Raw genomic sequence first — 21,469 nt, 5'->3', positions numbered from 1 at the left:
ATAAAACTCTTTTGTTTCTTTTTAGCTTTTTTCGAAAGTATAAGCAAAGATCAAATGTAACGATGGTACAAATACTGCACTTTATCATAAACCAAAATAATGATTCGTTTATGCCAAATCCGCCAATCGAAGCTTTCAGTTCATTTAGCTGCCTGAGAATTAAATTTGTGTCGTTTTCATAGGCCACAGTAAAAGATTTAATTACAAGCATGGTCATAATGACTGCTTCTACAGATATATATAGAACTTTTCTTGCTAGTTTAAGAGAAGGATTTACGTTTGATTTGGGAATTTTATAAAATATTTTCATCGCCTGTTTGCCTTTCAGTTATTTTGAGCTGTTTAAAAAGAGTAGTTTATTCTATAATTCTTTCCTTGGCTATAAAATCCTGTATGTATAGCAAGTTTAAAAAAAGCCCGCTAGAAAAGGTCATACACCGATTTTCTAGCGAGCTTCTTTAGTCAACATCCGTCTATTCACTTAGTATTGATCCTGAAAAAGCTTTCCAATCCTGCATAACGCTCTGCTTATCTTTAATGTTCTTCAGCCAGGGCGTTTGCTTTTGTCACATGAACTGTGCCAAACGGATGGTTTGGAGGAGCGTATATGGAGTAAAGCTTTAGCGGAGTGGTACCCGTATTGGTGACATCATGCCACGTTCCGGCAGGGATAAATATCGCATCATCATCGTAGACTTTTCGTTTAAAGGTTAGATTGTTTTTACTTTTGCCCATTTGAACAACGCCTTGCCCTTGTTCAATGCGCAGGAATTGATCAACGTTAGGGTGGATTTCTAAGCCGATATCTTCACCGGGTTTAAGACTCATTAACGTCACTTGTAAATGTGTTCCCGTCCATAAAGCAGTGCGGTACGTATTATTTTGCTTTGACGCTTCATTAATGTTAATAACAAATGGCCTTGGTCCGTAGTCCTTTAATTTACCGTTTCTTTGCTGAAACTGTTCGCTGGTGTGATAGTGATTCGGCACATAATAACTATATGGGTGCCAGCTGTAGTACACTGGGGTCTGCCACTGATGATAATAAGGTGTATAGTGCATACTCATTCTCCTTTTCTCGTTTAATTTTTCTTTTCATCCTATGCTTTTGTCAAAACGGTTGATACCATTTGCCTTTTTGTCCGCGGTCTTTATCCACTTCTTTTTTGCTGAAATCATGTGATTAATGATTTATCTGAGCCTTTCGACTGTTTTGCGGTAGTTAAAAAATACTTTCATCACTTTCATACGATAATTCATTAAAAAAATATCGTATGAAAACGTTTTATTTGATATAATTTTAGGAGATGAAAATTATTTTAAAGGGTGATGTTCATTGAAAGAAAAAAAACTTCAAGAATTAACTGAACATCTTAATAATTTATTCAACAATTTAATTCATGGATCTATCACAGAAGGTGAATTTAATGAGCTGTCCGAAGAGCTTTACAGAAAGCAAACGAGGCTGCGCTATGAGATAGAGTGTGAGAAAGGTTCGTATTATAGAGAATATTTTAGAGGCTAAGGCTTTGTATTAGACTGCTTTATAAGAAATAAGAAAAGGCCTCCTAAATGGAGGCCTTTTCTTAACTTCTAACAGAAAGTGGAGTGATACTTTCTATTTCAATAAGTATATTAGTATATTGACTTTATAAAAAATAAAACTGTTGAAGCTATAAAACTCGCTATTCACCCCCAAAAACCTGTATGATAGGTTTAAGATTACCGCATATGAGATATATGTATAGTAAAAAGGGGTGATGAGCTGTGAAGTGGTATAAAGGAGTTGTCATGCAAGTCTTAATGACAGAAATCGAAACAGAAAGAGAGCATATGGTTATGTTAGGACTTACAGAAGGTTTTACAAGCCGTAATACAGTTCGAATCAGTCAAACCCTTGATTATTTATTAAATGAACTAAGGAAAGTGATGGCCGCAGATTAATCGTATTTTATATAAAAATGAAAAGAGCTGCTGACTTCACGGCAGCTCTTTATAAGTTGCCTTAACGTTTACTTTAATGTTTATGATACTATTTATACAGTTACCTTATAGCAAAGAAAATAGCGGAATCTATTATATATATCGTATAGTAGAAATCTAAAAGATGAGTTGAAAGCACCCGTGAAAAGGGAAGCTTAGATACATAAAGCAAACGCCGTACTAAGAATGGCGATGGAGGGTATAGTGAAATGGAATATCATATTAAAGAGGCCGCTGCAAAGGTAGGGCTGCCTACGCATACGCTTCGATACTACGAACAGCAGGGGCTTTTACCTTTTATAAAAAGAGATGAAAACGGAAATCGTATTTTTAGCGAGTCCGATATCGAGTGGCTAGAATTTATTATTTGCTTACGAAAAACGGATATTGCTCTTTTAGAATTACGTAAAATTGTTGAATTAACACAAGAAGGCGATGATACAATCGGTTTGCGCAAGCAGATATTTGAAAAGCATAGAGAGAAAATGATGGAAAAACAAAGAGAGCTGGACGCAGCTTTTAGAAAAGTTGAAACGAAAATTGATTATTATGATAAATTAGAGCAAAAGTATCAGGAAGAGCTTTCATTTAAAGCCTAATTTACCGTTTGTTTTTCTTATTTTATAAAGAATAAAAAGCGGGCAGCTAATTCAATTAGCTGCCCGCTTTTCTTCTAAACTTACAGTGTAGAGATATCAATAACAAATCGATAGCGAACATCGCTGCGAAGAACGCGTTCGTACGCTTCATCTACTTGATTCGCATCGATAACTTCAATCATAGGGGCAACGCCGTGTTCAGCCGCAAAATCAAGCATTTCTTGTGTTTCACGAATGCCGCCTACAAGTGAACCAGCAATGCTGCGACGTCCCATGATAAGTGAGAATACGCTGTATTGATCTGGGTTAGCCGGTGCGCCAACATTAACAAGCGTTCCATCTACGCGAAGTAAAGATAAGTATTGATCCACGTTCAGGTTAGCCGATACCGTGTTTAAGATAAGGTCAAAGCGACCTGCTAATTCAGTGAATGTCGTCTCATCACTTGTCGCAAAATAATGGTCTGCGCCAAAGCTTAGAGCTTCTTCTTTTTTATTGTTAGAACGGCTCAGTACGGTTACTTCAGCACCCATTGCATGTGCAAATTGAATCGCTACATGTCCAAGACCGCCCATTCCCACGATCGCAACTTTCTTGCCAGGACCGGCATTCCAGTGCTTTAACGGAGAAAATGTTGTAATCCCTGCACATAGAAGCGGACTTGCTGCATCCATACTTAAATTATCAGGAATACGAACAACGAATCCTTCTTTTACGACGATTTTTTGGCTGTAGCCCCCGTATGTACGGTTTCCGTCATAATCCAATGAATTATACGTTTGAACAACGCCTTTTGTACAGTATTGCTCATCACCGTTTACACAGTACTCGCACTCTCCGCAAGAGTCAACGAAACATCCAACGCCAACGCGATCGCCAACCTTGTATTTTGTTACGTTTTCTCCAACCGCTTCAACTACTCCTGCGATTTCATGACCAGGAACCATCGGGAACATTCCGCCGCCCCACTCATCAAATGCACTATGAATATCAGAGTGACAGATACCGCTAAACTTAATATCAATTAAAACGTCGTCTGCTCGCAGTTCTCTGCGTTCAATTGTCGTGTTCTCGAATTTTGCCTTTGCATGCCGCGCACTTAGAACACGTGATGTTGTTGTATGTTGATGATTATTACACATAAGTAAAAACACAATCCTTTCGTATTAAACATAACCAGTTGCTAGCACAATGGCATTCACTGACTACGCTTGATGTATTTAAAAGCTACAACACTAGCTTAAACGTTAAAGTCGACTTTAAAGCAAGAGTTTTTTTAAAAAATTTTGCTTTCTATGATTTTATGAAAAAAAGGAGAGTAAGGAATAGTGTAGCAGCTTTTTATCTATGTTTAGTTAAAAGAAATTCTTCAAGGGTGCGAACGGCGGCGTGTTCATCGATTCCACCTGTCAGTAAGGTAATTTCATCTCCTTCTTTAACAGCTAGCTCCATAACCTTCATTATGCATTTGGCATTCGCAGATTTTCCGTCTTTCGCAAGAAGAATGTTACTTTTAAAAGAGAAAGCTTTATGTACAAATAAAGCTGTATGTCTAGCCTGAAGTCCGCCGGGGAGTTGCACCATAATCCTTTTAATCAGCATAGTATTTCTCCTTTTTTGTTTTTTAAAGCTATAAAACTAGCTTAAACGTTAAAGTCTACTTTAAGGCAAGAGGTAATTTGGATAAAAAGAGGAAAGGGAAGAAAAGGTAAGCCTAATGTTAATGCACATAGTGATCCTGCTGTTAGTATGAGGGAATGCGAGCGAAGCGCACTGCCGCTTTTAAAGGAAAGTTCTCATAAATCCTTTTGTTGGATAAGCAAAAAACGTAAGAAGAGACCCTAAAAAAGAAAGAAAAATGATGAAATACTAAGCAAATGAGAAGATTTGCTTCTTTTAACAGGTATGTGTACGTTTTCATGTGGAATGTTTCCGTTTCCGCTGACTTTGTCAAACAGCAGACAATTGTTGATAATAGAGCTATATAAGAGGCAAAGGGGACGATGAAATGAAAAAATCTATTTCAAAAATAGAACAGTTCATAACTGAATTTAAAACGTCAATGACAAGCTATGGAGAAGCTATTATAAAAGTAAAAGGAAACTGATTATAAAAAGGATGCAGGTCATTTTTTTATAAATCTATTCCATAAATTCATACTAAATAATCATACTATTAAAATAAGAAATATAACTTTGCTCATAAAAGCTTTATCTATTGTTGAAATAACAGTAGATAAAGCTTTTTTTGTGGTTATATAAGTGGATACGATATCTTTTATAAGTAGCATTTTTAGAAGGAATAAGCTTTTAGGCAGATGCAGTGTATAAAAAATTCTGAAATTTTTTCATTGACTGAAAGCGTTTTTAATATTAATATTAATTCAAACTTAACCAATATTTAACCAACACATAACAAAAGAGTTTTTTTATCTACAAATGAAATCGATTTCATTTGTAGAGTTATAGGATTGTTAAGTTTTATCACTATCTATTGCTAGTGAGGCAGCATTACACAATAAGGGGAAAAGAGGAATCAAAATGGAAAACGAAAATATTCTGTGGGGAATTGCTCCAATCGGCTGGAGAAATGATGATATTCCTGAAATTGGTGCAGAAAACACATTGCAGCATCTGTTAAGCGATATCGTCGTAGCGGGCTTTCAAGGAACAGAAGTGGGAGGTTTTTTTCCTGAACCAAGCATATTAAACAAAGAGCTTGAGCTTCGAAATTTAAGAATTGCGGGTCAATGGTTTAGCAGTTTTATCATTCGTGATGGGATAGAGGAGACGTTAAGTTTATTTCACAAACATTGTCAGTATCTACAGGAAGTGCATGCTGACGTGGCGGTCGTATCTGAGCAAACTTACAGTGTTCAAGGGATTGAAAGAAATGTTTTTGCTGAAAAACCTTATTTCAGTGATCAAGAATGGGAAGCTTTATGTGCAGGATTAAATGAGCTGGGAAAAATCGCAGCAGAATACGGTTTACGTCTTGTCTATCATCACCATATGGGAACAGGTGTACAGACATTAGCTGAAATTGATCGGTTAATGGAAGGAACGGACGCAAATCATGTTCATCTTTTATATGATACGGGACATATTTATGTTTCTGACGGAGACTATATGGAGCTATTACATAAACATATAGATCGTATTAAACACGTTCATTTTAAAGATGCAAGAAGAAACGTACTGGAGCAGTGCAAGCGAGAAGGAAAGTCATTTTTGCAGTCGTTTCTAGCCGGTATGTTTACCGTGCCGGGTGATGGATGTGTAGATTTTACAAACGTGTATAAAGCGTTAGTTGACTATAATTACAAAGGATGGATTGTGGTTGAGGCGGAACAGGACCCTTCCATTGCGCATCCATTGGAATATGCTTTAATGGCCCGAAAGTACATTAACGAAAAGTTAGTTATTCATTCTTAAAATAAGACGGGGGAATTAGCATGGGTAAACAGGGAAATCAACATTCATTTTTACGTACGATCATTTTAGTTTCTACGTTTGGTGGACTGCTTTTTGGATATGACACGGGAGTTATTAACGGGGCACTGCCTTATATGTCTGAATCTGATCAATTGAATCTCAACTCTTTTACTCAAGGTCTTGTAACGAGCGCTCTGTTATTTGGTGCTGCATTTGGTGCAGTGATAGGCGGCAGGCTAGCAGATTATAACGGGCGGCGTAAAACGATTCTGTATCTCGCCATTCTATTTTTTGTTTCCACAATTGGATGTACAATTTCGCCAAACGCAGCCGTTATGATTCTTTGCCGTTTCCTATTAGGACTTGCTGTAGGGGGCGCATCTGTTACCGTACCGACATATTTAGCTGAAATGTCACCAGCTGAAAGCAGAGGGAAAATGGTAACTCAAAATGAACTTATGATTGTTACTGGTCAACTTCTTGCCTTTACGTTTAACGCGATTATCGGAAATATGCTAGGAGAAAACCCTCACGTTTGGCGATATATGCTGCCAATCGCTGCCATTCCAGCTGTCTTTTTATTCTTTGGCATGCTTAGAGTACCAGAAAGTCCGCGCTGGCTTGTGTCAAAAGGGAAAAATAACGAAGCGCTAACGGTTCTTCAAAAGATACGAGAAAGTAAACGAGCCAAATCAGAGCTGAAGGAGATTGAGAGCGCTTACGAGAAAGAAGCAAAAATGGAAAAAGCAACGTTTAAAGACTTAACAACTCCGTGGGTTCGAAGAGTCGTTTTCCTTGGTATTGGAATTGCTGTCGTACAGCAAATTACCGGCGTAAATTCCATCATGTATTACGGCACTGAAATTTTAAAAGACGCAGGTTTTCAAACAGAAGCTGCTCTTATTGGAAATATCGGAAATGGAGTCATATCTGTTTTAGCCACGTTTGTAGGGATTTGGCTGCTAGGTAAAGTTGGACGCAGACCAATGCTTATAACGGGATTGGTGGGAACGACTACTGCCCTGCTGCTGATTGGTATATTTTCTCTTGTATTTGAAGGATCTGCGGCACTTCCATATATCGTATTAGCACTAACGATTACGTTCCTCGCGTTTCAGCAGGGAGCTATATCCCCGGTAACGTGGCTAATGCTTTCGGAAATTTTCCCTTTACGATTAAGAGGCTTAGGGATGGGTGTTACCGTATTTTGTCTGTGGGGAATTAACTTCCTTGTAGGGTTAACGTTTCCTGTTTTACTGGCCAGCATTGGCTTATCCACTACGTTTTTTGTTTTTGTTGTACTCGGAATCGGAGCGATTTTATTTGTTAAAAAGTTTTTACCAGAAACGAAAGGGCTTACACTTGAAGAACTGGAGCAAAGGTTCCGCAGCTATGATAATGAAGACGCTGACGTCATGAATGACAATAAAATTATTTAAGTAAAGAATGGAGAGAATGATTATGAAACTATGTTTTAACGAAGCAACAACATTAGAAAATTCAAATCTTGTAAAGGACCTTGAGTATTGCAACAAGCACGGATATGATTATATCGAAATTCGTACAATGGATAAGCTGCCTGAGTATTTAGAAAGCCACTCAATGGATGATTTAGCACAGTTTTTTAATGAAAATCATATTAAACCGCTAGCGCTGAATGCTTTAGTCTTCTTTAATAACCGCAGTGAAAAAGAGTACAAGGAAGTGATAGAAGAGTTTAAAAGTATGCTAGAAACCGCTCAAAAGATAGGTGCTCCCTATATTGTAGCCGTTCCTTTAGTAACGGAACAAAAAATAGTAAAAGCAGAGATTAAGAATAGCTGCGTACAAGTGCTGAATGAATTATCGGAATTGGCTGAACCTTACGGAGTTAAAATCGCCGTTGAGTTTGTAGGACACCCTCAGTGCACGGTTAATACATTTGATCAAGCTTATGATATTGTTCAAGCTGTAAACCGCGATAACGTAGGCTTAGTACTTGACTGCTTCCACTTTCATGCAATGGGATCAAAACTAGAAGACTTAAAACAAGCGGATATTTCTAAAATATTTATCGTTCATATTGATGACACGGAAGATTTTCCTATTGGCTTCTTAACAGATGAAGACCGAGTATGGCCAGGTCTAGGAGCAATTGATTTAGCTGCTATTTTCTCAACATTAAAGGAAAAAGGCTATAATGATGCGGTATCTGTAGAGCTATTTCGACCTGAATATTATCAATTAAGCGCAGAAGAAGCAATTAAGACGGCTAAAGAGACAACCATTAAGGCTATCTCGGAATACTACAGCTTTCAAACAACAAAATCATATTCATGATAAGGAGTGTCAGTCGGTGACGTTAGTATCTTCAAAACTAGTATCAATGAAAGATATGCTTCATGCCGCTAAAAAAGGAAACTATGCGGTTGGTCAGTATAATATTAACAGCCTGCAGTGGGCACAGGCCATTTTACAAGCTGCCGAAGAGGAAAAAGCGCCTGTCATTGCAGCCGTTTCAGACAGGCTTGTAGACTATTTAGGCGGATTTAAAACGATTGTAGGCATGATTGAAGGCTTGTTAGACGAAATGAACATTACAGTTCCTGTCGCGCTTCACTTAGATCACGGTATGAGTGTAGAAAGATGTAAAAAAGCTATCGACGCTGGGTTTAGCTCGGTCATGTTTGACGGTTCTCACTATCCAATTGATGAAAATATTGCCATAACTAAGCAAGTAGTAGACTATGCTGCTGCTCAGTATGTCTCCGTTGAAGCCGAAGTCGGAACAGTCGGAGGCATGGAAGACGGGCTTGTTGGCAACATCGTGTACGCTGACCCTGCCGAATGTCTGCGTCTTGTAAAAGAAACGGGAGTCGATGCTTTGGCGGCTGCTTTAGGTTCAGTTCACGGACAGTACCAAGGCGAACCGCAGCTAGGCTTTTATGAAATGAAAGAAATAGCTGACTTAACAGATGTACCGCTGGTTTTACACGGCGGTTCGGGTATACCAAACTATCAAATTCAAAAAGCAATAGCTCTTGGACATGCGAAAATCAATGTGAACACAGAGTGCCTTCAGGCCTGGACGCGCGCTGTCCGTCAAACATTGGAAAGCGACAGTGCAGTGTATGATCCGCGAACCATTCTTACACCGGGAAAAGAAGCGGTTATGGCGACTGTAAAAGAGAAAATGAGAGAGTTTCATACAAGTCATAAGGCTTAATAAAAAAGAGGCTGGGACAAAAGCATTATAGTTGAAGCAAGATCCGAACGATGAATGGAGATTCTTGATGGAGAATCAAACTCGTTCGGATTTTTTCATGGTGATGATGAGCGTAGGTTTCAGGTATGTAGTTGCTTCTAGCTGTTGATTGGAGGGGAAGGCGAAGGCTCCTGCGGGAAAAGCGGAAGAGGTGAGACCCCGCAGGAAGCGAAGCCTTGCACGAAAATCACCAGCGGTGCAACAAACGATTTATACTAGCTTATGTATCTAACTTGTTTGTCTTTAGCTGGAATTGATGTAGTTATGTCTCAAACTCTCTTTGTTTTAGCAGTTACTCTTCTAGAAAATGCCTTTTGTAAAGGTTATAATAGTAAGTAACAAAAAAGCGAAAAGAAAGATAAATGGGAGAGGTAGAAATGTTAAAAACGAAGCGAATTCAACAAATTCAAGAGTATGTTTTTGAACATGAATCTGTCTCATTAGATGATTTGGTTTCGGTGTTTGAAGTCTCTAAAAACACGATTCGACGCGACGTTCAAAAGTTAGTGGATGAAGGGCATATTAAAAAAGTATATGGCGGAGTAGCCGTTAACCATGTGAAGCTTGAATCATTTAATGAAAGACAAACAAGAAATCAGTTTCAAAAGCGTTTAATTGCCAAAACGGCAGCTCAGTACGTAGAAGACGGAGACGTCATCTTTATTGATTCAGGAACCACCACGTTAGAAATGATTGAATTTCTAAAAGACAAATCAATAACGATTGTTACCAATAGTTTAGATGTTATAGTAAAAGCCTTGCCTTTTGATGCGTTAAAAGTAATTTCTACGGGCGGCTATCTTGAGCGTGAAACTCAATCATTTTCAAGCTTTAACCATGCCAATCCTGTAAAGAACTACAACTTTGATAAAGTATTTATGGCTTCTACGGGTATTTCCATATCAAATGGCGTTACCAATTCATCGCCCGTTGAAAGTGAAATCAAAGAAACGGTCATAAAAAGAAGTACAAAAGTGTTTTTATTAGCAGATCATACAAAATTTGATAAGTATGCAATGATTACGTATTGTCAGCTGCATGAAGTGGATTATTTAATTACAGATAAAGTGGACGTCAGCTATCAGCACTATGCAAAAGAAAATGAGATTACACTTATCCTTGCGGAAGAATAAGTGTTTTTGAGTTATTATACATATGCTTAGATCTAGAGCCAGTAGGCATACATAGAAGTATGCCTTTTCTTTTTTCTTCATATCGTGCTCCTCTATAAAGCGGTTACAGTGAATGAAAAGATAAACTAACAAAATTTTTAAAAAAGTGTTTACAAAGTAAACTGAATATTATAAACTAGGTTCATAGATAAGAAAGCGCTTTTAAAATTAGATGAAATCGATTTCATTGAACGAAGCTAAATGTATAATAAGATTGGTTTTACAAGTAAGACAGAACATGAAAAATTGATGGGGAAGTTAAGGATGGAGTTTGAAAAATATTTTTTTAACACCAAATGAAATCGATTTCATTAGAAAGTGGAATTTATGATGAATTTTCGAGCTTTTCTCCATCTTCAAGTATTAAAAAGTACAGGGATTGAAAGTATTTGTCTCATCGCTAAATAGGAGCTAAAACAAAGGAAAGAGCTAGGAAGTAAGAGGATAGAACCTCATTTATCGCATAGAATGAAATCGATTTCATTTAAAAAAAGAAAAAAGGGTAGAAAAATCAATCTGATGGTGATTAATTTCAGAAGATAAGGTAGGAAGGTATATGAAAACGATAAGGTTAACAACTAGTCAAGCTTTAGTAAAATTTCTAAATCAGCAATATGTAGAGTTTGATGGAAAAAAAGAGCGTTTCATCAAAGGAGTATTCACCATTTTTGGACATGGAAATGTGGTGGGGATCGGGCAAGCGCTGCAGGAAAACCCAGGGGAGCTTGAAGTGTATCAAGGCAGAAACGAGCAGGGAATGGCTCATGCTGCAGTAGCTTTTGCAAAACAAAAACATCGAAAGCAAATCATGGCCTGCTCTTCTTCCGTTGGTCCAGGCTCAGCGAATATGGTTACATCGGCTGCGACGGCTACTGCAAACAATATTCCGGTGCTGCTTTTGCCAAGCGATGTGTTTGCAACTCGCCAGCCGGATCCGGTTCTTCAACAAATTGAACAAACGCATGATTTATCTCTTTCTACAAATGATGCCTTCCGGTCCGTCAGCAAGTACTGGGATCGAGTCAGCCGTCCAGAACAGCTGATGTCGGCTATGATCAATGCGATGCGTGTATTAACAGATCCGGCAGATACAGGAGCCGTTACAATCGCGCTGCCGCAGGATGTACAAGGGGAAGCGTGGGATTTTCCAGAAAGTTTCTTCCGTGAGCGTACCCACCTGATTGAACGCCGCGAGCCTTCGCAAGAAAGTATTAGAAATGCGGTGGAGCTGATTAAATCAAAGAAAAAGCCTCTTCTTATTTTAGGAGGCGGCGTTCGTTATTCAGAGGCTGCGGATACATTTGCTGCATTTGCTGAAAAGTTTCATATTCCGTTTAGCGAAACGCAAGCTGGAAAAAGCGGTCTTGAAAGCAATCACCCTTTAAATCTAGGAGGAGTTGGCGTAACGGGTAACAGCGCTGCTAATAAAATAGCACAATCCGCGGATTTAATTATTGGTGTTGGGACACGTTTCACAGATTTTACGACTTCTTCAAAGCTGTTTTACGCTGAGACGGATGTGTTAACCATTAATATTTCTGAATTTCACGCGTCAAAACTGGAGGCTACCAAAATTGTCGCGGATGCCAAAGTGGGTCTTGAAGCTCTTTCGTCTGCGTTAGAAGGCTACAAATCAGGCTATGAAACTGAAATTGAAGAAGCTAAATCAGAGTGGAATGAAGAGCTGACTCGTCTAAAAAACATTGCATACACAGGCGAAGAATTTGTTCCGGAAATCAAAGGGCATTTTGATCAAAGCCTGTCGGAATATAAAGATAGCCTGAGCACAGAACTTGTCCAAACGACTGTGCTTGGTAAAGTAAACGAACTAATTGCACCTGATTCTATTATTACATGTGCAGCGGGAAGCCTCCCGGGTGACCTTCAGCGCATGTGGATCTCAAATGAACGTAATACGTATCACCTTGAATACGGATATTCATGTATGGGCTATGAAATTGCTTCTGCCTTGGGCGCTAAGATGGCTGAGCCGGATAAAGAAGTGTATGCGATGGTAGGAGACGGAAGCTACTTAATGCTTCATAGTGAGCTGGTAACGAGCATTCAAGAAGGAATTAAAATAAATATTGTTCTTTTTGATAATTCAGGCTTTGGCTGCATCAACAACCTGCAAATGGATAATGGAATTGAAAGCTTCGGCACAGAATTCCGCGTTCGTAATCCACGGACGGGGCAGCTTGATGGAGATATTATGCGCATCAACTTTGCTCAATCTGGAGCTGCGTACGGAGCAAAAACATATGAAGTGTATACGATGGAAGAGCTTGAATGTGCCATTGAAGATTCAAAAAAGCAAAGTGTTAGTACACTGATTGACATTAAAGTTCTTCCAAAAACAATGACGGACGGCTACGATTCTTGGTGGCATGTAGGAGTAGCAGCCGTATCTGAAAGCTCAGACGTTCAAACGGCGTTTGAAGGCAAAGAAAGCCAGTTGCAAAAAGCAAGAAAATATTAAGCTCTTAAAAAACTAGAAGCTTTAGCAAAGAGTGTCCCTAGCATAAACACGTTAAAAAATAAGAAATAGAAAGGTGTGGAAAGTAATGGCTGATTTAATCGTACCAACAAAAACAGCTGACAGTGATGGAAACGTGCTAAGCATCACCCCACAATCTGCAGGATGGGAGTACATTGGCTTTGACGTTTACTCATTAAAAAAAGGTCAAAAGCTTAAAAAGAACACGGAAAATCAAGAGATTTGTATTGTGATTTTAACCGGTAAGTCCAACGTTTCTACAAAAGAAGAGAAATGGGAAAATATCGGACGGCGAATGGAGATCTTTGAAAAAATCCCTCCGTACTCCGTATATGTATCGAATGATGATCACTATGAAGTAGAAGCTGTAACCGACTTGGAAATTGCGGTGTGCGCAGCACCTGGAAAAGGTACATACCCTGCTCGTTTAATTACGCCGCAGGATGTGGGCATAGAGCATCGCGGAGCAGGAAATATCGCGAGACAAGTCCATAACATTCTTCCAGAACAAAAGCCGGCTGATAGTTTGCTAGTAGTCGAAGTGTTTACGCCGGAAGGAAACTGGTCAAGCTATCCTCCTCATAAGCATGATCAAGATAACTTGCCGCATGAATCGTATTTAGAGGAGACGTACTATCATAAAGTTAACCCAGGACATGGATTTGCGATTCAACGGGTATATACGGACGATCAATCTCTAGATGAAACAATGATCATTAAAGATGGAGATGCAGTCTTGGTTCCTAAAGGGTATCACCCGGTATCTGCTCCTCCGGGTTATGAAGTTTATTATTTAAACGTCATGGCTGGTCCTGTTCGAACATGGAAATTTAATAATAGCAAAGATCATGAATGGATTATGGAAGAAAAATTAGCATTAAAGTAAGGAGAAGACGTGACTATGAGTTATTTAACATTCGATTCGCAAAAGCGATTTGACCTTCTTGCAGTAGGAAGGCTTTGCATCGACTTAAATGCAAATGAATTTAATCGCCCGATGGAAGACACGATGACGTTTACAAAATATGTAGGAGGATCTCCTGCTAATATCGCCATTGGTCTTTCTAGACTTGGAATGAAGACAGGCTTTATTGGAAAAGTGTCAGATGACCAAATGGGCCGCTTCAGCACCAGATATTTAAATCAACATAACATCAACACAGAAGGCATTGTAGTTGATCAAACAGGAGCCGTAACGGGACTGGCCTTTACTGAAATTAAAAGTCCTGAAGAATGCAGCATCCTTATGTACCGTGATAACGTGGCAGATTTAAAGCTTGATCCGACGGAAGTTTCTGAAGAGTACATCAAGCAATCAAAAGCGCTGCTCATCTCTGGAACGGCTCTTGCTAAAAGTCCTTCAAGAGAAGCAGTGTTTCTTGCTCTTGAATACGCCAGAAAACATAGCGTGGTTGTATTCTTTGACGTTGACTACCGCCCATACACGTGGGAGTCAGAAGCTGAAACGGCAGTCTATTATAATTTAGCAGCAGAGAAATCAGACGTGATTATCGGTACGCGAGAAGAATTCGATATGATGGAAAAGCTTTTAAATTATGAAGAATCAAATGATCAAGTTACAGCTGAACGATGGTTTTCTCATCATGCTAAGATTGTCGTCATCAAGCACGGGGGAGAAGGGTCGATTGCTTATACGAAAGACGGCCAGTCTCATCGAGGCGGCATCTTTAAAACAAAAGTGCTCAAAACATTTGGAGCTGGCGACTCCTACGCATCTGCTTTTATTTACGGGTTAATGCAAGGGTTTACAATTCCTGAAGCTATGAGATTTGGCGGTGCTTCTGCTTCCATCGTTATTTCAAAACACAGCTCTTCCGATGCAATGCCAACTGTAGAAGAAATTAAGCAGTTTATGGAAACAGCTGAAGAAGTACTGCAACAAGCGTAATCAAAAATTGAGAGGAGAATGAACATGACACAAACAACAGTAAAAACAGTAAAAAACTATATTGGCGGCGAATGGGTGAATTCATCTACAAGTCTTACAGAACCAGTTTATAACCCTGCAACGGGTGAAGTTATTGCAGAGGTGCCTCTTTCAACAAAAGCAGATGTAGATCAAGCGGTGCAAGCTGCGAATGAAGCCTTCAAAGGATGGTCAAAAACTGCGGTGCCAAAACGTGCGCGTATCTTATTTAAATATCAGCAGCTATTAGTAGATAACTGGGACGAATTAGCAAAACTTGTGACGCTTGAAAACGGAAAAAGCTTTAATGAAGCGCGCGGAGAAGTACAGCGCGGAATTGAATGCGTAGAATTTGCAGCAGGTGCTCCTACGTTAATGATGGGAAAACAGCTTCCTGACATTGCAACTGGCATTGAGTCTGGCATGTATCGTTATCCAATCGGCGTTATTGGCGGGATCACGCCGTTCAACTTCCCAATGATGGTTCCTTGCTGGATGTTCCCTCTTGCGATTGCTTGCGGTAATACATTTGTATTAAAGCCGTCTGAGCGCACGCCGCTTTTAGCAGCAAGATTAGTAGAATTATTTGAAGAAGCTGGATTGCCAAAAGGCGTATTAAACATTGTAAACGGCGCGCATGATGTGGTAAATGGCCTTCTTGAACATAAATTAGTGAAAGCTATTTCGTTTGTAGGTTCGCAGCCAGTAGCTGAATATGTGTATAAAAAAGGTACAGAAAACTTAAAGCGTGTTCAAGCATTAGCGGGTGCTAAAAACCACTCAATCGTATTAAACGATGCTGACTTAAACGTAGCAACAAAACAAATTATCGGAGCTGCTTTCGGATCAGCAGGTGAACGCTGCATGGCAGCATCTGTCGTAACGGTGCAAGAAGACGTGGCAGATGAATTAATTTCACGACTTGTTCAAGAGTCAAACAACATCGTAATTGGAAACGGATTAGAAAAAGATGTTTTCTTAGGACCGGTTATTCGTGAAAACCATAAAGAACGTACGCTTAGCTATATTGAATCTGGCGTAGAAGAAGGAGCTCGCTTAGTTCGTGACGGCCGCGAAGATCATGCAGTAAAAGAGAACGGCTATTTTGTTGGACCAACTATTTTTGATAACGTTACACAAGAAATGAAAATCTGGCAAGATGAAATCTTTGCACCGGTGCTTTCTATCGTGCGTGTAAAAACGTTAGAAGAAGCAATTGACGTTGCCAATAACTCTCGATTCGCAAACGGAGCTTGTATCTACACAGACAGCGGCGCAAGCGTACGCGAGTTCCGTGAAAATATTGAGTCGGGCATGCTAGGAGTGAATGTAGGGGTGCCGGCACCTATGGCGTTCTTCCCATTCTCAGGCTGGAAAGACTCTTTCTACGGCGATCTTCATGCCAACGGTACGGACGGCGTAGAGTTCTATACAAGAAAGAAAATGGTTACGGCACGCTACTAAGAATTTACTTATCGTACTATGGGATACTAGCGACATTTGCTGGTACCCTGTAGTACAATCTAATAAAAAATAAAAGTCGGTTTTTTCGCAGTAACAAAATGGAAGTGATTAGTTGAGTGCTATAAGTACCGTCAAAGATAAGTATCTTTTTGCAGCTGTTTCGTTTATCTTTTGGTTCTCGCAGTTTATTTACGTACCTATTTTGTCTCCTTATATGGAAGAGCTGGGAGGCAAGTATGCCTTTATTGGTTTAGTGTTAAGCAGCTATGGACTCATGCAGCTGTTATGTCGCCTTCCGCTCGGGATCTTTTCAGACTTTGTGAAAATGAGAAAACCGTTTGTTATCTTCGGCATGGTAGCCAGCATGTCCAGCTGCCTGCTATTTTCGTTGACCGATAGCTTAATAGGCGTGTTTATATCACGGTGTTTAGCTGGATTGGCAGCGGCAACGTGGGTTGCCTTTACGATTTTATATTCATGCTACTTTGAACGTGAAAAAACTACTCGTGCTATGAATATCATCTCATTTATAGTGGTTTTGGCTCAGCTTTTGGGTATGAGTTTAAGCGGTTACATCGTGAGTAAGTGGGGATGGCACGCTCCGTTTTGGATAGGGACGATCTTGAGTGTAATAGGCGCCGTTCTTTCTCTTTTCATTCACGAGCCTAAACAGAACATAAAGAGATCACCTATAAAGCTTAAGGAATTAATAGGCGTAATAAAAGAGCCTTCGCTATTAAAAATTTCGCTGCTGTCTATTTTAGCACACAGCATTATTTTCACGACTATGTTTGGTTTTACTCCTGCGTACGCATTAAGCGCAGGATTTAGAGAGAGAGAGCTGAGTTTGATTGTCTTTTCCTTTATGATCCCTCATGCAGCTGCTCCTCTTATTATGGAAAAGCTATTTGTTTGGCGCTTTGGAAAATGGAGCATCTTGAAGGCCGCATTTTTTCTGGCCGCATTCTTTACCTGTATGATTCCTATGACGGAAAATAAACTTTTGCTTTGTATCATTCAAAGTGTGAACGGTTTTTCATTAGGATTAGTGTTTCCTCTTATGTTAGGAATGTCTATTGAAAGAATAGCTGTAGAAAAAAGAGCTACGGCGATGGGAGTCTACCAAGCGCTGTATGCGTTAGGAATATTCGGAGGTCCTTTTGCTGCAGGAATATTAAATTCTTGGATGGGACTTAAAGCAGGCTTCTTTTTTGCAGCAGCCTTAGGGTTAACTGCTACTGTTTTTGCAGCGGCATGGGATAAGAAAGAAGCGTCATATAAAGTTTTTAAAGCAAAATAAAAAGTATGGCAGCAAGCATCTATTTCTATTTTTAAGCACTATTATTTAAGTTCACATATTAAAGGAGGCCATTGATTGTGGTATTAAAAATTGGCGTTATTGGAACAGGAGCAATTGGACAAGATCATATTAGAAGAATTACCAATACATTATCAGGCGGCAAAATTGTTGCGGTTACGGATGTAAATCAAGAACAAGCAAAAGCTGTTGTAAAAAATCAAAATTTGGATGCCGTTATTTATGATGACGGACATGAGCTGATTAAGTCAGAAGATGTAGATGCAGTTGTTGTTACGTCTTGGGGACCGACGCACGAGGAGTTTGTGCTGGCAGCGATTCAAGCTGGAAAACCTGTATTTTGCGAAAAGCCGCTTGCTACAACAGCAGAGGGCTGCAAAAGAATCGTTGACGCTGAAATTACACACGGCAAGCCATTGGTGCAAGTCGGCTATATGCGCCGCTATGATACAGGGTATCGCGCTTTAAAGAAAGTGATTGAAAGCGGGCAAATTGGTGAAGCATTAATGGTTCACTGCGCACACAGAAATCCTACGGTACCTGATACATACACGGGCGATATGTCAATTGTTGATACATTCATCCACGAAATTGACGTGTTGCGCTGGTTATTAAATGACGATTATGTATCTGTTCAAATCGTGGCACCGCGAAAAACGAGCAAGGCACTTGAACATCTGCAAGATCCAATCATGGTGCTGCTTGAAACAAAGCAAGGCGTCCGAATTGATGCTGAGGTTTTTGTAAACTGCCAGTACGGCTATGATATTCAATGTCAAGTAGTAGGAGAAACAGGAATTGCCAACTTACCTGAACCTTCAAGCGTCGTGTTACGCAGTGAAGCAAAAAAATCTACTGAAATTTTAGTAGATTGGAAAGATCGATTCATTGACTCTTATGATACAGAGCTGCAAGACTGGATTAATTCAACGCTTAAAGGCGAAGTGAATGGACCAACTGCTTGGGATGGTTATGTTGCGGCCGTTACTTCAGATGCTTGCTTAGAAGCAAAAAAATCAGGAAACATTGTTCCTATTTCGTTAGGTGAACGTCCGGATTTTTATTATAAAACGTTAACCGCAGCCGGCAAACTGTAAGCGTAAAAACGTTTTGCTTACGAAACAGCTTAATTAAAACTTAGGGGATGGACACGTCTAGTGTGCATAAAAGAAAGGGGAGTTTTACATTGCGTTTAGCATATGATCCGTCACATTACCGTGATAATACAAGTTTAAAAGATACGATTGATACAGTTGCAAGATTAGGTTATGAATACGTAGAGTTATCTCCGCGTAAAGATTTTATTTGGTTTTATGAATACCCAAAAGTTGATAAACAGCGTATAAAAGACTTAAAAAGATACTGTGCCGATGCTGGTGTGAAAATTTCTTCTGTGCTTCCGGTGCAGCAGTGGTCTTCACCAAATGAGCAGGAACGCGAAGCGGCAGTAAGGAACTGGAAGCGTACAATTGAAATTACTTCTGAGCTGGAAGTAGATTTAATGAACAGTGAATTCAGCGGCGACAAGAGCCGGCCTGTTGAAAGCGAAGCGGCTTTTGTTAAATCGATGGAAGAGCTGATGCCGATTTTTGAAAAAGAAGGAATTAAGCTTAACCTCCAATCGCATCCAAATGATTTTATTGAGTTAAATACAGAAGCTATTGCAATGATTCGTGCGCTGGATAAAGACTGGATTAAATTAGTTTATTCTGTTCCTCATGCTTTCTTTTATGACGATGGCATTGGCGATGTAGCAAAGCATATTGATGAAGCAGGTGATTTGCTTGCACACGTTCTGATTGCTGATACGCTTAACCATAAAGCAGCGTTTGGACTGCGCTATATTGTAAATCCGCCTGATGCGAAGGTAACGATTCACCAGCATTTAAATCCTGGTGAAGGAGAAATTGATTTTGACGCACTGTATCGCAAATTGAGAGAAATTAATTTTGACGGCATCGTAACAAACTCTGTATTTGCCTACCCTGATCGACCAGAATGGTCAAACGAAGTAACGTTAAAGTCAATTAGAGAAGGATTAAATATTAAAGAAGGCCTAAACATTTAACGTGATTGACTGAAGTGATGCGAAGCATAAAAAGATATGTTTTGCATCACTTTTCATGGTTTATGCTTGAAAGAAGATCAGAACTTGTGGGCATAGCTAGTTTAAAATAGTCTTAATTGTTCTATTCGGCCCCCATCATGATGATAAAGAGAGGCTTTATTATGCTAGTAATGTATAATAAAGATAGATGCAAAGCGGATAGAACTTTTTATTATAAAATGTTAATTACTACAGATAAAGGTGAGTGAACGTATGTCAGTTAAAATGAGTGATGTGGCCAAACTAGCTAATGTAGCTCCAGCTACTGTCTCGCGAGTTCTTAGTCAGCCCCACCTAGTAAGCAAAGAAACGCAGGAAAAAGTTTTAAAAGCCATTGAAGAATTAAATTATCAGCCCCATATCATCGCAAGACAGTTCAGAAAAAAAGAAACAAAAACCATTTTAGTAGTTGTTCCTGATATTACCCACCCGTTTTTTTCTGAAGTTCTTAAAGGAATTCAGCATACGGCCATTAAAAGCGGCTACCGAGTGATTTTAGGAGACACAGAAAATGACATTGAGCGAGAAGGAGAGTTTGTTGATTTATTATTCCAAAAGCAAGCGGACGGCATGATCCTTCTAACAGCCCGCATGGATAAAGACAGAATTGAACAAGTCTCCAGACAGTTCCCTACGGTTCTTGCGTGCGAGTATATAGATGGCTTAGATATCTCTACCGTATCTATTGATAATATTAGCGGCGCGCGAAAAATAACGGAGCATTTAATAAGCCTTGGGCATACGAAAATCGCGCACATCACGGGCCCTATGAATGTTATCTTAAGCCGTGACCGATTAAAAGGGTACCGCCAGGCGATGATTAGTCACGATTTACCCGTGGATTCCGCTTTTATTCAAGAAGGAGATTTTAGCTTAGAGTCCGGTTATCATCAAATGATCAGGCTATTATCGTTAGAGCAACGACCAACTTCTGTATTTGTTTTTAACGATGAAATGGCGATAGGAGCGATAAAAGCGGCAAAAGACAGCGGTTTAAAAGTGCCTGAAGATATAGCTGTAGTAGGGTTTGATAACTCAAAAATGTCGGATATCATTGAACCTCATATTACAACGATTGAACAGCCTAAATATGAAATTGGAAAAAAAGCGATGGAATTATTGCTTGGGTTAATGAGCGGAAAAGCGTTAGAACAAAAAAAGTTTGTATTAAAAGATGAACTAATCGTACGCGAGTCTTGCGGAAGTAAATCTACAGTGAAAAATTTTATCCAGCTTGAAGGCTCAGCTAAGAAAATTAACTAGTGCTGTTTAAACGCTATGCTATGATGTTTTTTGCTGAGAAGTAAACAAGAGAGACCATCATTTTTTTCTTCTCTTGTTTACAGCAAAGCGGAAGGAATAATCTGATAAAAAAGAGAAGGTGGCTTGAGTGAGAATTAAGGGAACAGTATTTAAAAAAAGAACATATCCAAAGCATCACTATAAAAAAATGGATCGCCTTTCTTTTTTAGAGGTGAAATTTAGAGGTGAAAGATAACATCTCCTTTGATGGCGATGTGCTGAAAATCCTTCCTGTTCTTAGTCAAAAATCAATGGAATGCTGGAATATCGGAGATGAAATTGATGTGGAAGGTGAAATGAAGTACATTCGCATCATTACTTCATTAGGAAAACTCAGCCTTCTGCCTGTCCCTGTGTTTATCGTCAAAACAATTAAAGAAATAAAACCTTCTCCGATAACTAGTTAAGTTGTCAGCCATAAA

At 39.3% G+C, this 21,469-nt stretch carries 20 protein-coding genes; 17 read left to right on the top strand and 3 right to left on the bottom strand.

The annotated features are described in order from the left end of the window. Positions 1–534: 534 nt before the first annotated feature. Complete coding sequence (locus JNUCC25_RS17530; protein ID WP_454222233.1) at positions 535–1,062, bottom strand: cupin domain-containing protein; 528 nt, start codon at positions 1,060–1,062, stop codon at positions 535–537. Between the two features lie 274 nt (positions 1,063–1,336). Between JNUCC25_RS17530 and JNUCC25_RS17525 the strand changes: the two genes are divergently transcribed. The 3 genes from JNUCC25_RS17525 (at position 1,337) to JNUCC25_RS17515 (ending at position 2,582) form a co-directional block, all read left to right on the top strand. Then, positions 1,337–1,525, top strand: coding sequence for a hypothetical protein (locus JNUCC25_RS17525; protein ID WP_013058178.1), 189 nt, complete (start codon positions 1,337–1,339; stop codon positions 1,523–1,525). Positions 1,526–1,767: 242 nt separating this feature from the next. Further along, complete coding sequence (locus tag JNUCC25_RS17520; RefSeq protein ID WP_231101766.1) at positions 1,768–1,944, top strand: aspartyl-phosphate phosphatase Spo0E family protein; 177 nt, start codon at positions 1,768–1,770, stop codon at positions 1,942–1,944. A gap of 248 nt (positions 1,945–2,192) precedes the next feature. After that, on the top strand, positions 2,193–2,582 hold the full coding sequence (locus tag JNUCC25_RS17515; protein ID WP_013058176.1) for a MerR family transcriptional regulator: 390 nt from the start codon (positions 2,193–2,195) through the stop codon (positions 2,580–2,582). 80 nt (positions 2,583–2,662) lie between these two features. On the opposite strand, the gene JNUCC25_RS17510 is transcribed toward JNUCC25_RS17515, so the two are convergent. Next, positions 2,663–3,724, bottom strand: coding sequence for an NAD(P)-dependent alcohol dehydrogenase (locus tag JNUCC25_RS17510; protein ID WP_098288155.1), 1,062 nt, complete (start codon positions 3,722–3,724; stop codon positions 2,663–2,665). A 199-nt stretch (positions 3,725–3,923) separates the two neighbouring features. Beyond that, positions 3,924–4,184, bottom strand: coding sequence for an HPr family phosphocarrier protein (locus JNUCC25_RS17505; protein ID WP_029323251.1), 261 nt, complete (start codon positions 4,182–4,184; stop codon positions 3,924–3,926). A 938-nt stretch (positions 4,185–5,122) separates the two neighbouring features. On the opposite strand from JNUCC25_RS17505, the gene iolE reads away from it, so the two are divergent. The 14 genes from iolE (at position 5,123) to JNUCC25_RS17435 (ending at position 21,454) form a co-directional block, all read left to right on the top strand. After that, positions 5,123–6,016: a myo-inosose-2 dehydratase gene (iolE, locus tag JNUCC25_RS17500; protein WP_454222230.1), complete on the top strand. Its 894-nt coding sequence runs from the start codon at positions 5,123–5,125 to the stop codon at positions 6,014–6,016. A 20-nt stretch (positions 6,017–6,036) separates the two neighbouring features. Next, on the top strand, positions 6,037–7,455 hold the full coding sequence (locus JNUCC25_RS17495) for a sugar porter family MFS transporter (protein ID WP_064471924.1): 1,419 nt from the start codon (positions 6,037–6,039) through the stop codon (positions 7,453–7,455). Positions 7,456–7,477: 22 nt separating this feature from the next. After that, complete coding sequence (gene iolI, locus JNUCC25_RS17490; RefSeq protein WP_057273666.1) at positions 7,478–8,335, top strand: 2-keto-myo-inositol isomerase; 858 nt, start codon at positions 7,478–7,480, stop codon at positions 8,333–8,335. A gap of 46 nt (positions 8,336–8,381) precedes the next feature. Next, complete coding sequence (fba, locus tag JNUCC25_RS17485) at positions 8,382–9,221, top strand: class II fructose-1,6-bisphosphate aldolase (protein WP_064472243.1); 840 nt, start codon at positions 8,382–8,384, stop codon at positions 9,219–9,221. Positions 9,222–9,637: 416 nt separating this feature from the next. After that, positions 9,638–10,393: a DeoR/GlpR family DNA-binding transcription regulator gene (locus tag JNUCC25_RS17480; protein WP_013058168.1), complete on the top strand. Its 756-nt coding sequence runs from the start codon at positions 9,638–9,640 to the stop codon at positions 10,391–10,393. A gap of 595 nt (positions 10,394–10,988) precedes the next feature. After that, the gene (iolD, locus tag JNUCC25_RS17475) at positions 10,989–12,911 is read left to right on the top strand and encodes a 3D-(3,5/4)-trihydroxycyclohexane-1,2-dione acylhydrolase (decyclizing) (RefSeq protein WP_053487549.1); all 1,923 of its coding nucleotides are present in this window, start codon (positions 10,989–10,991) and stop codon (positions 12,909–12,911) included. An 85-nt stretch (positions 12,912–12,996) separates the two neighbouring features. After that, positions 12,997–13,815 (top strand): 5-deoxy-glucuronate isomerase, encoded by an 819-nt coding sequence (gene iolB, locus JNUCC25_RS17470; RefSeq protein ID WP_064471921.1) that lies wholly within the window; start codon positions 12,997–12,999, stop codon positions 13,813–13,815. Positions 13,816–13,830: 15 nt separating this feature from the next. Beyond that, a complete protein-coding gene (iolC, locus tag JNUCC25_RS17465; RefSeq protein WP_064471920.1) occupies positions 13,831–14,838 on the top strand; it encodes a 5-dehydro-2-deoxygluconokinase in 1,008 nt (335 codons plus the stop codon). 24 nt (positions 14,839–14,862) lie between these two features. Next, the gene (locus JNUCC25_RS17460) at positions 14,863–16,320 is read left to right on the top strand and encodes a CoA-acylating methylmalonate-semialdehyde dehydrogenase (protein ID WP_078082037.1); all 1,458 of its coding nucleotides are present in this window, start codon (positions 14,863–14,865) and stop codon (positions 16,318–16,320) included. A gap of 112 nt (positions 16,321–16,432) precedes the next feature. Continuing rightward, positions 16,433–17,620, top strand: a complete 1,188-nt coding sequence (locus tag JNUCC25_RS17455; protein WP_098399634.1) for an MFS transporter — start codon at positions 16,433–16,435, stop codon at positions 17,618–17,620. A gap of 77 nt (positions 17,621–17,697) precedes the next feature. Further along, on the top strand, positions 17,698–18,735 hold the full coding sequence (locus JNUCC25_RS17450; protein WP_013058162.1) for a Gfo/Idh/MocA family protein: 1,038 nt from the start codon (positions 17,698–17,700) through the stop codon (positions 18,733–18,735). 89 nt (positions 18,736–18,824) lie between these two features. Next, positions 18,825–19,706 carry a sugar phosphate isomerase/epimerase family protein gene (locus JNUCC25_RS17445; protein ID WP_013058161.1) on the top strand — a complete coding sequence of 294 codons (882 nt, stop codon included), beginning with the start codon at positions 18,825–18,827 and terminating at the stop codon, positions 19,704–19,706. A gap of 252 nt (positions 19,707–19,958) precedes the next feature. Continuing rightward, positions 19,959–21,008: a LacI family DNA-binding transcriptional regulator gene (locus tag JNUCC25_RS17440; RefSeq protein ID WP_013058160.1), complete on the top strand. Its 1,050-nt coding sequence runs from the start codon at positions 19,959–19,961 to the stop codon at positions 21,006–21,008. Positions 21,009–21,232: 224 nt separating this feature from the next. Further along, positions 21,233–21,454 carry a hypothetical protein gene (locus JNUCC25_RS17435; RefSeq protein WP_454222225.1) on the top strand — a complete coding sequence of 74 codons (222 nt, stop codon included), beginning with the start codon at positions 21,233–21,235 and terminating at the stop codon, positions 21,452–21,454. The last annotated feature ends 15 nt before the right edge of the window (positions 21,455–21,469 follow it).

Source organism: Priestia sp. JNUCC 25, assembly GCF_053667915.1.
The sequence above is the reverse complement of the archived record's forward strand: the minus strand, read 5'-3'. Positions and strand labels throughout refer to the sequence as shown.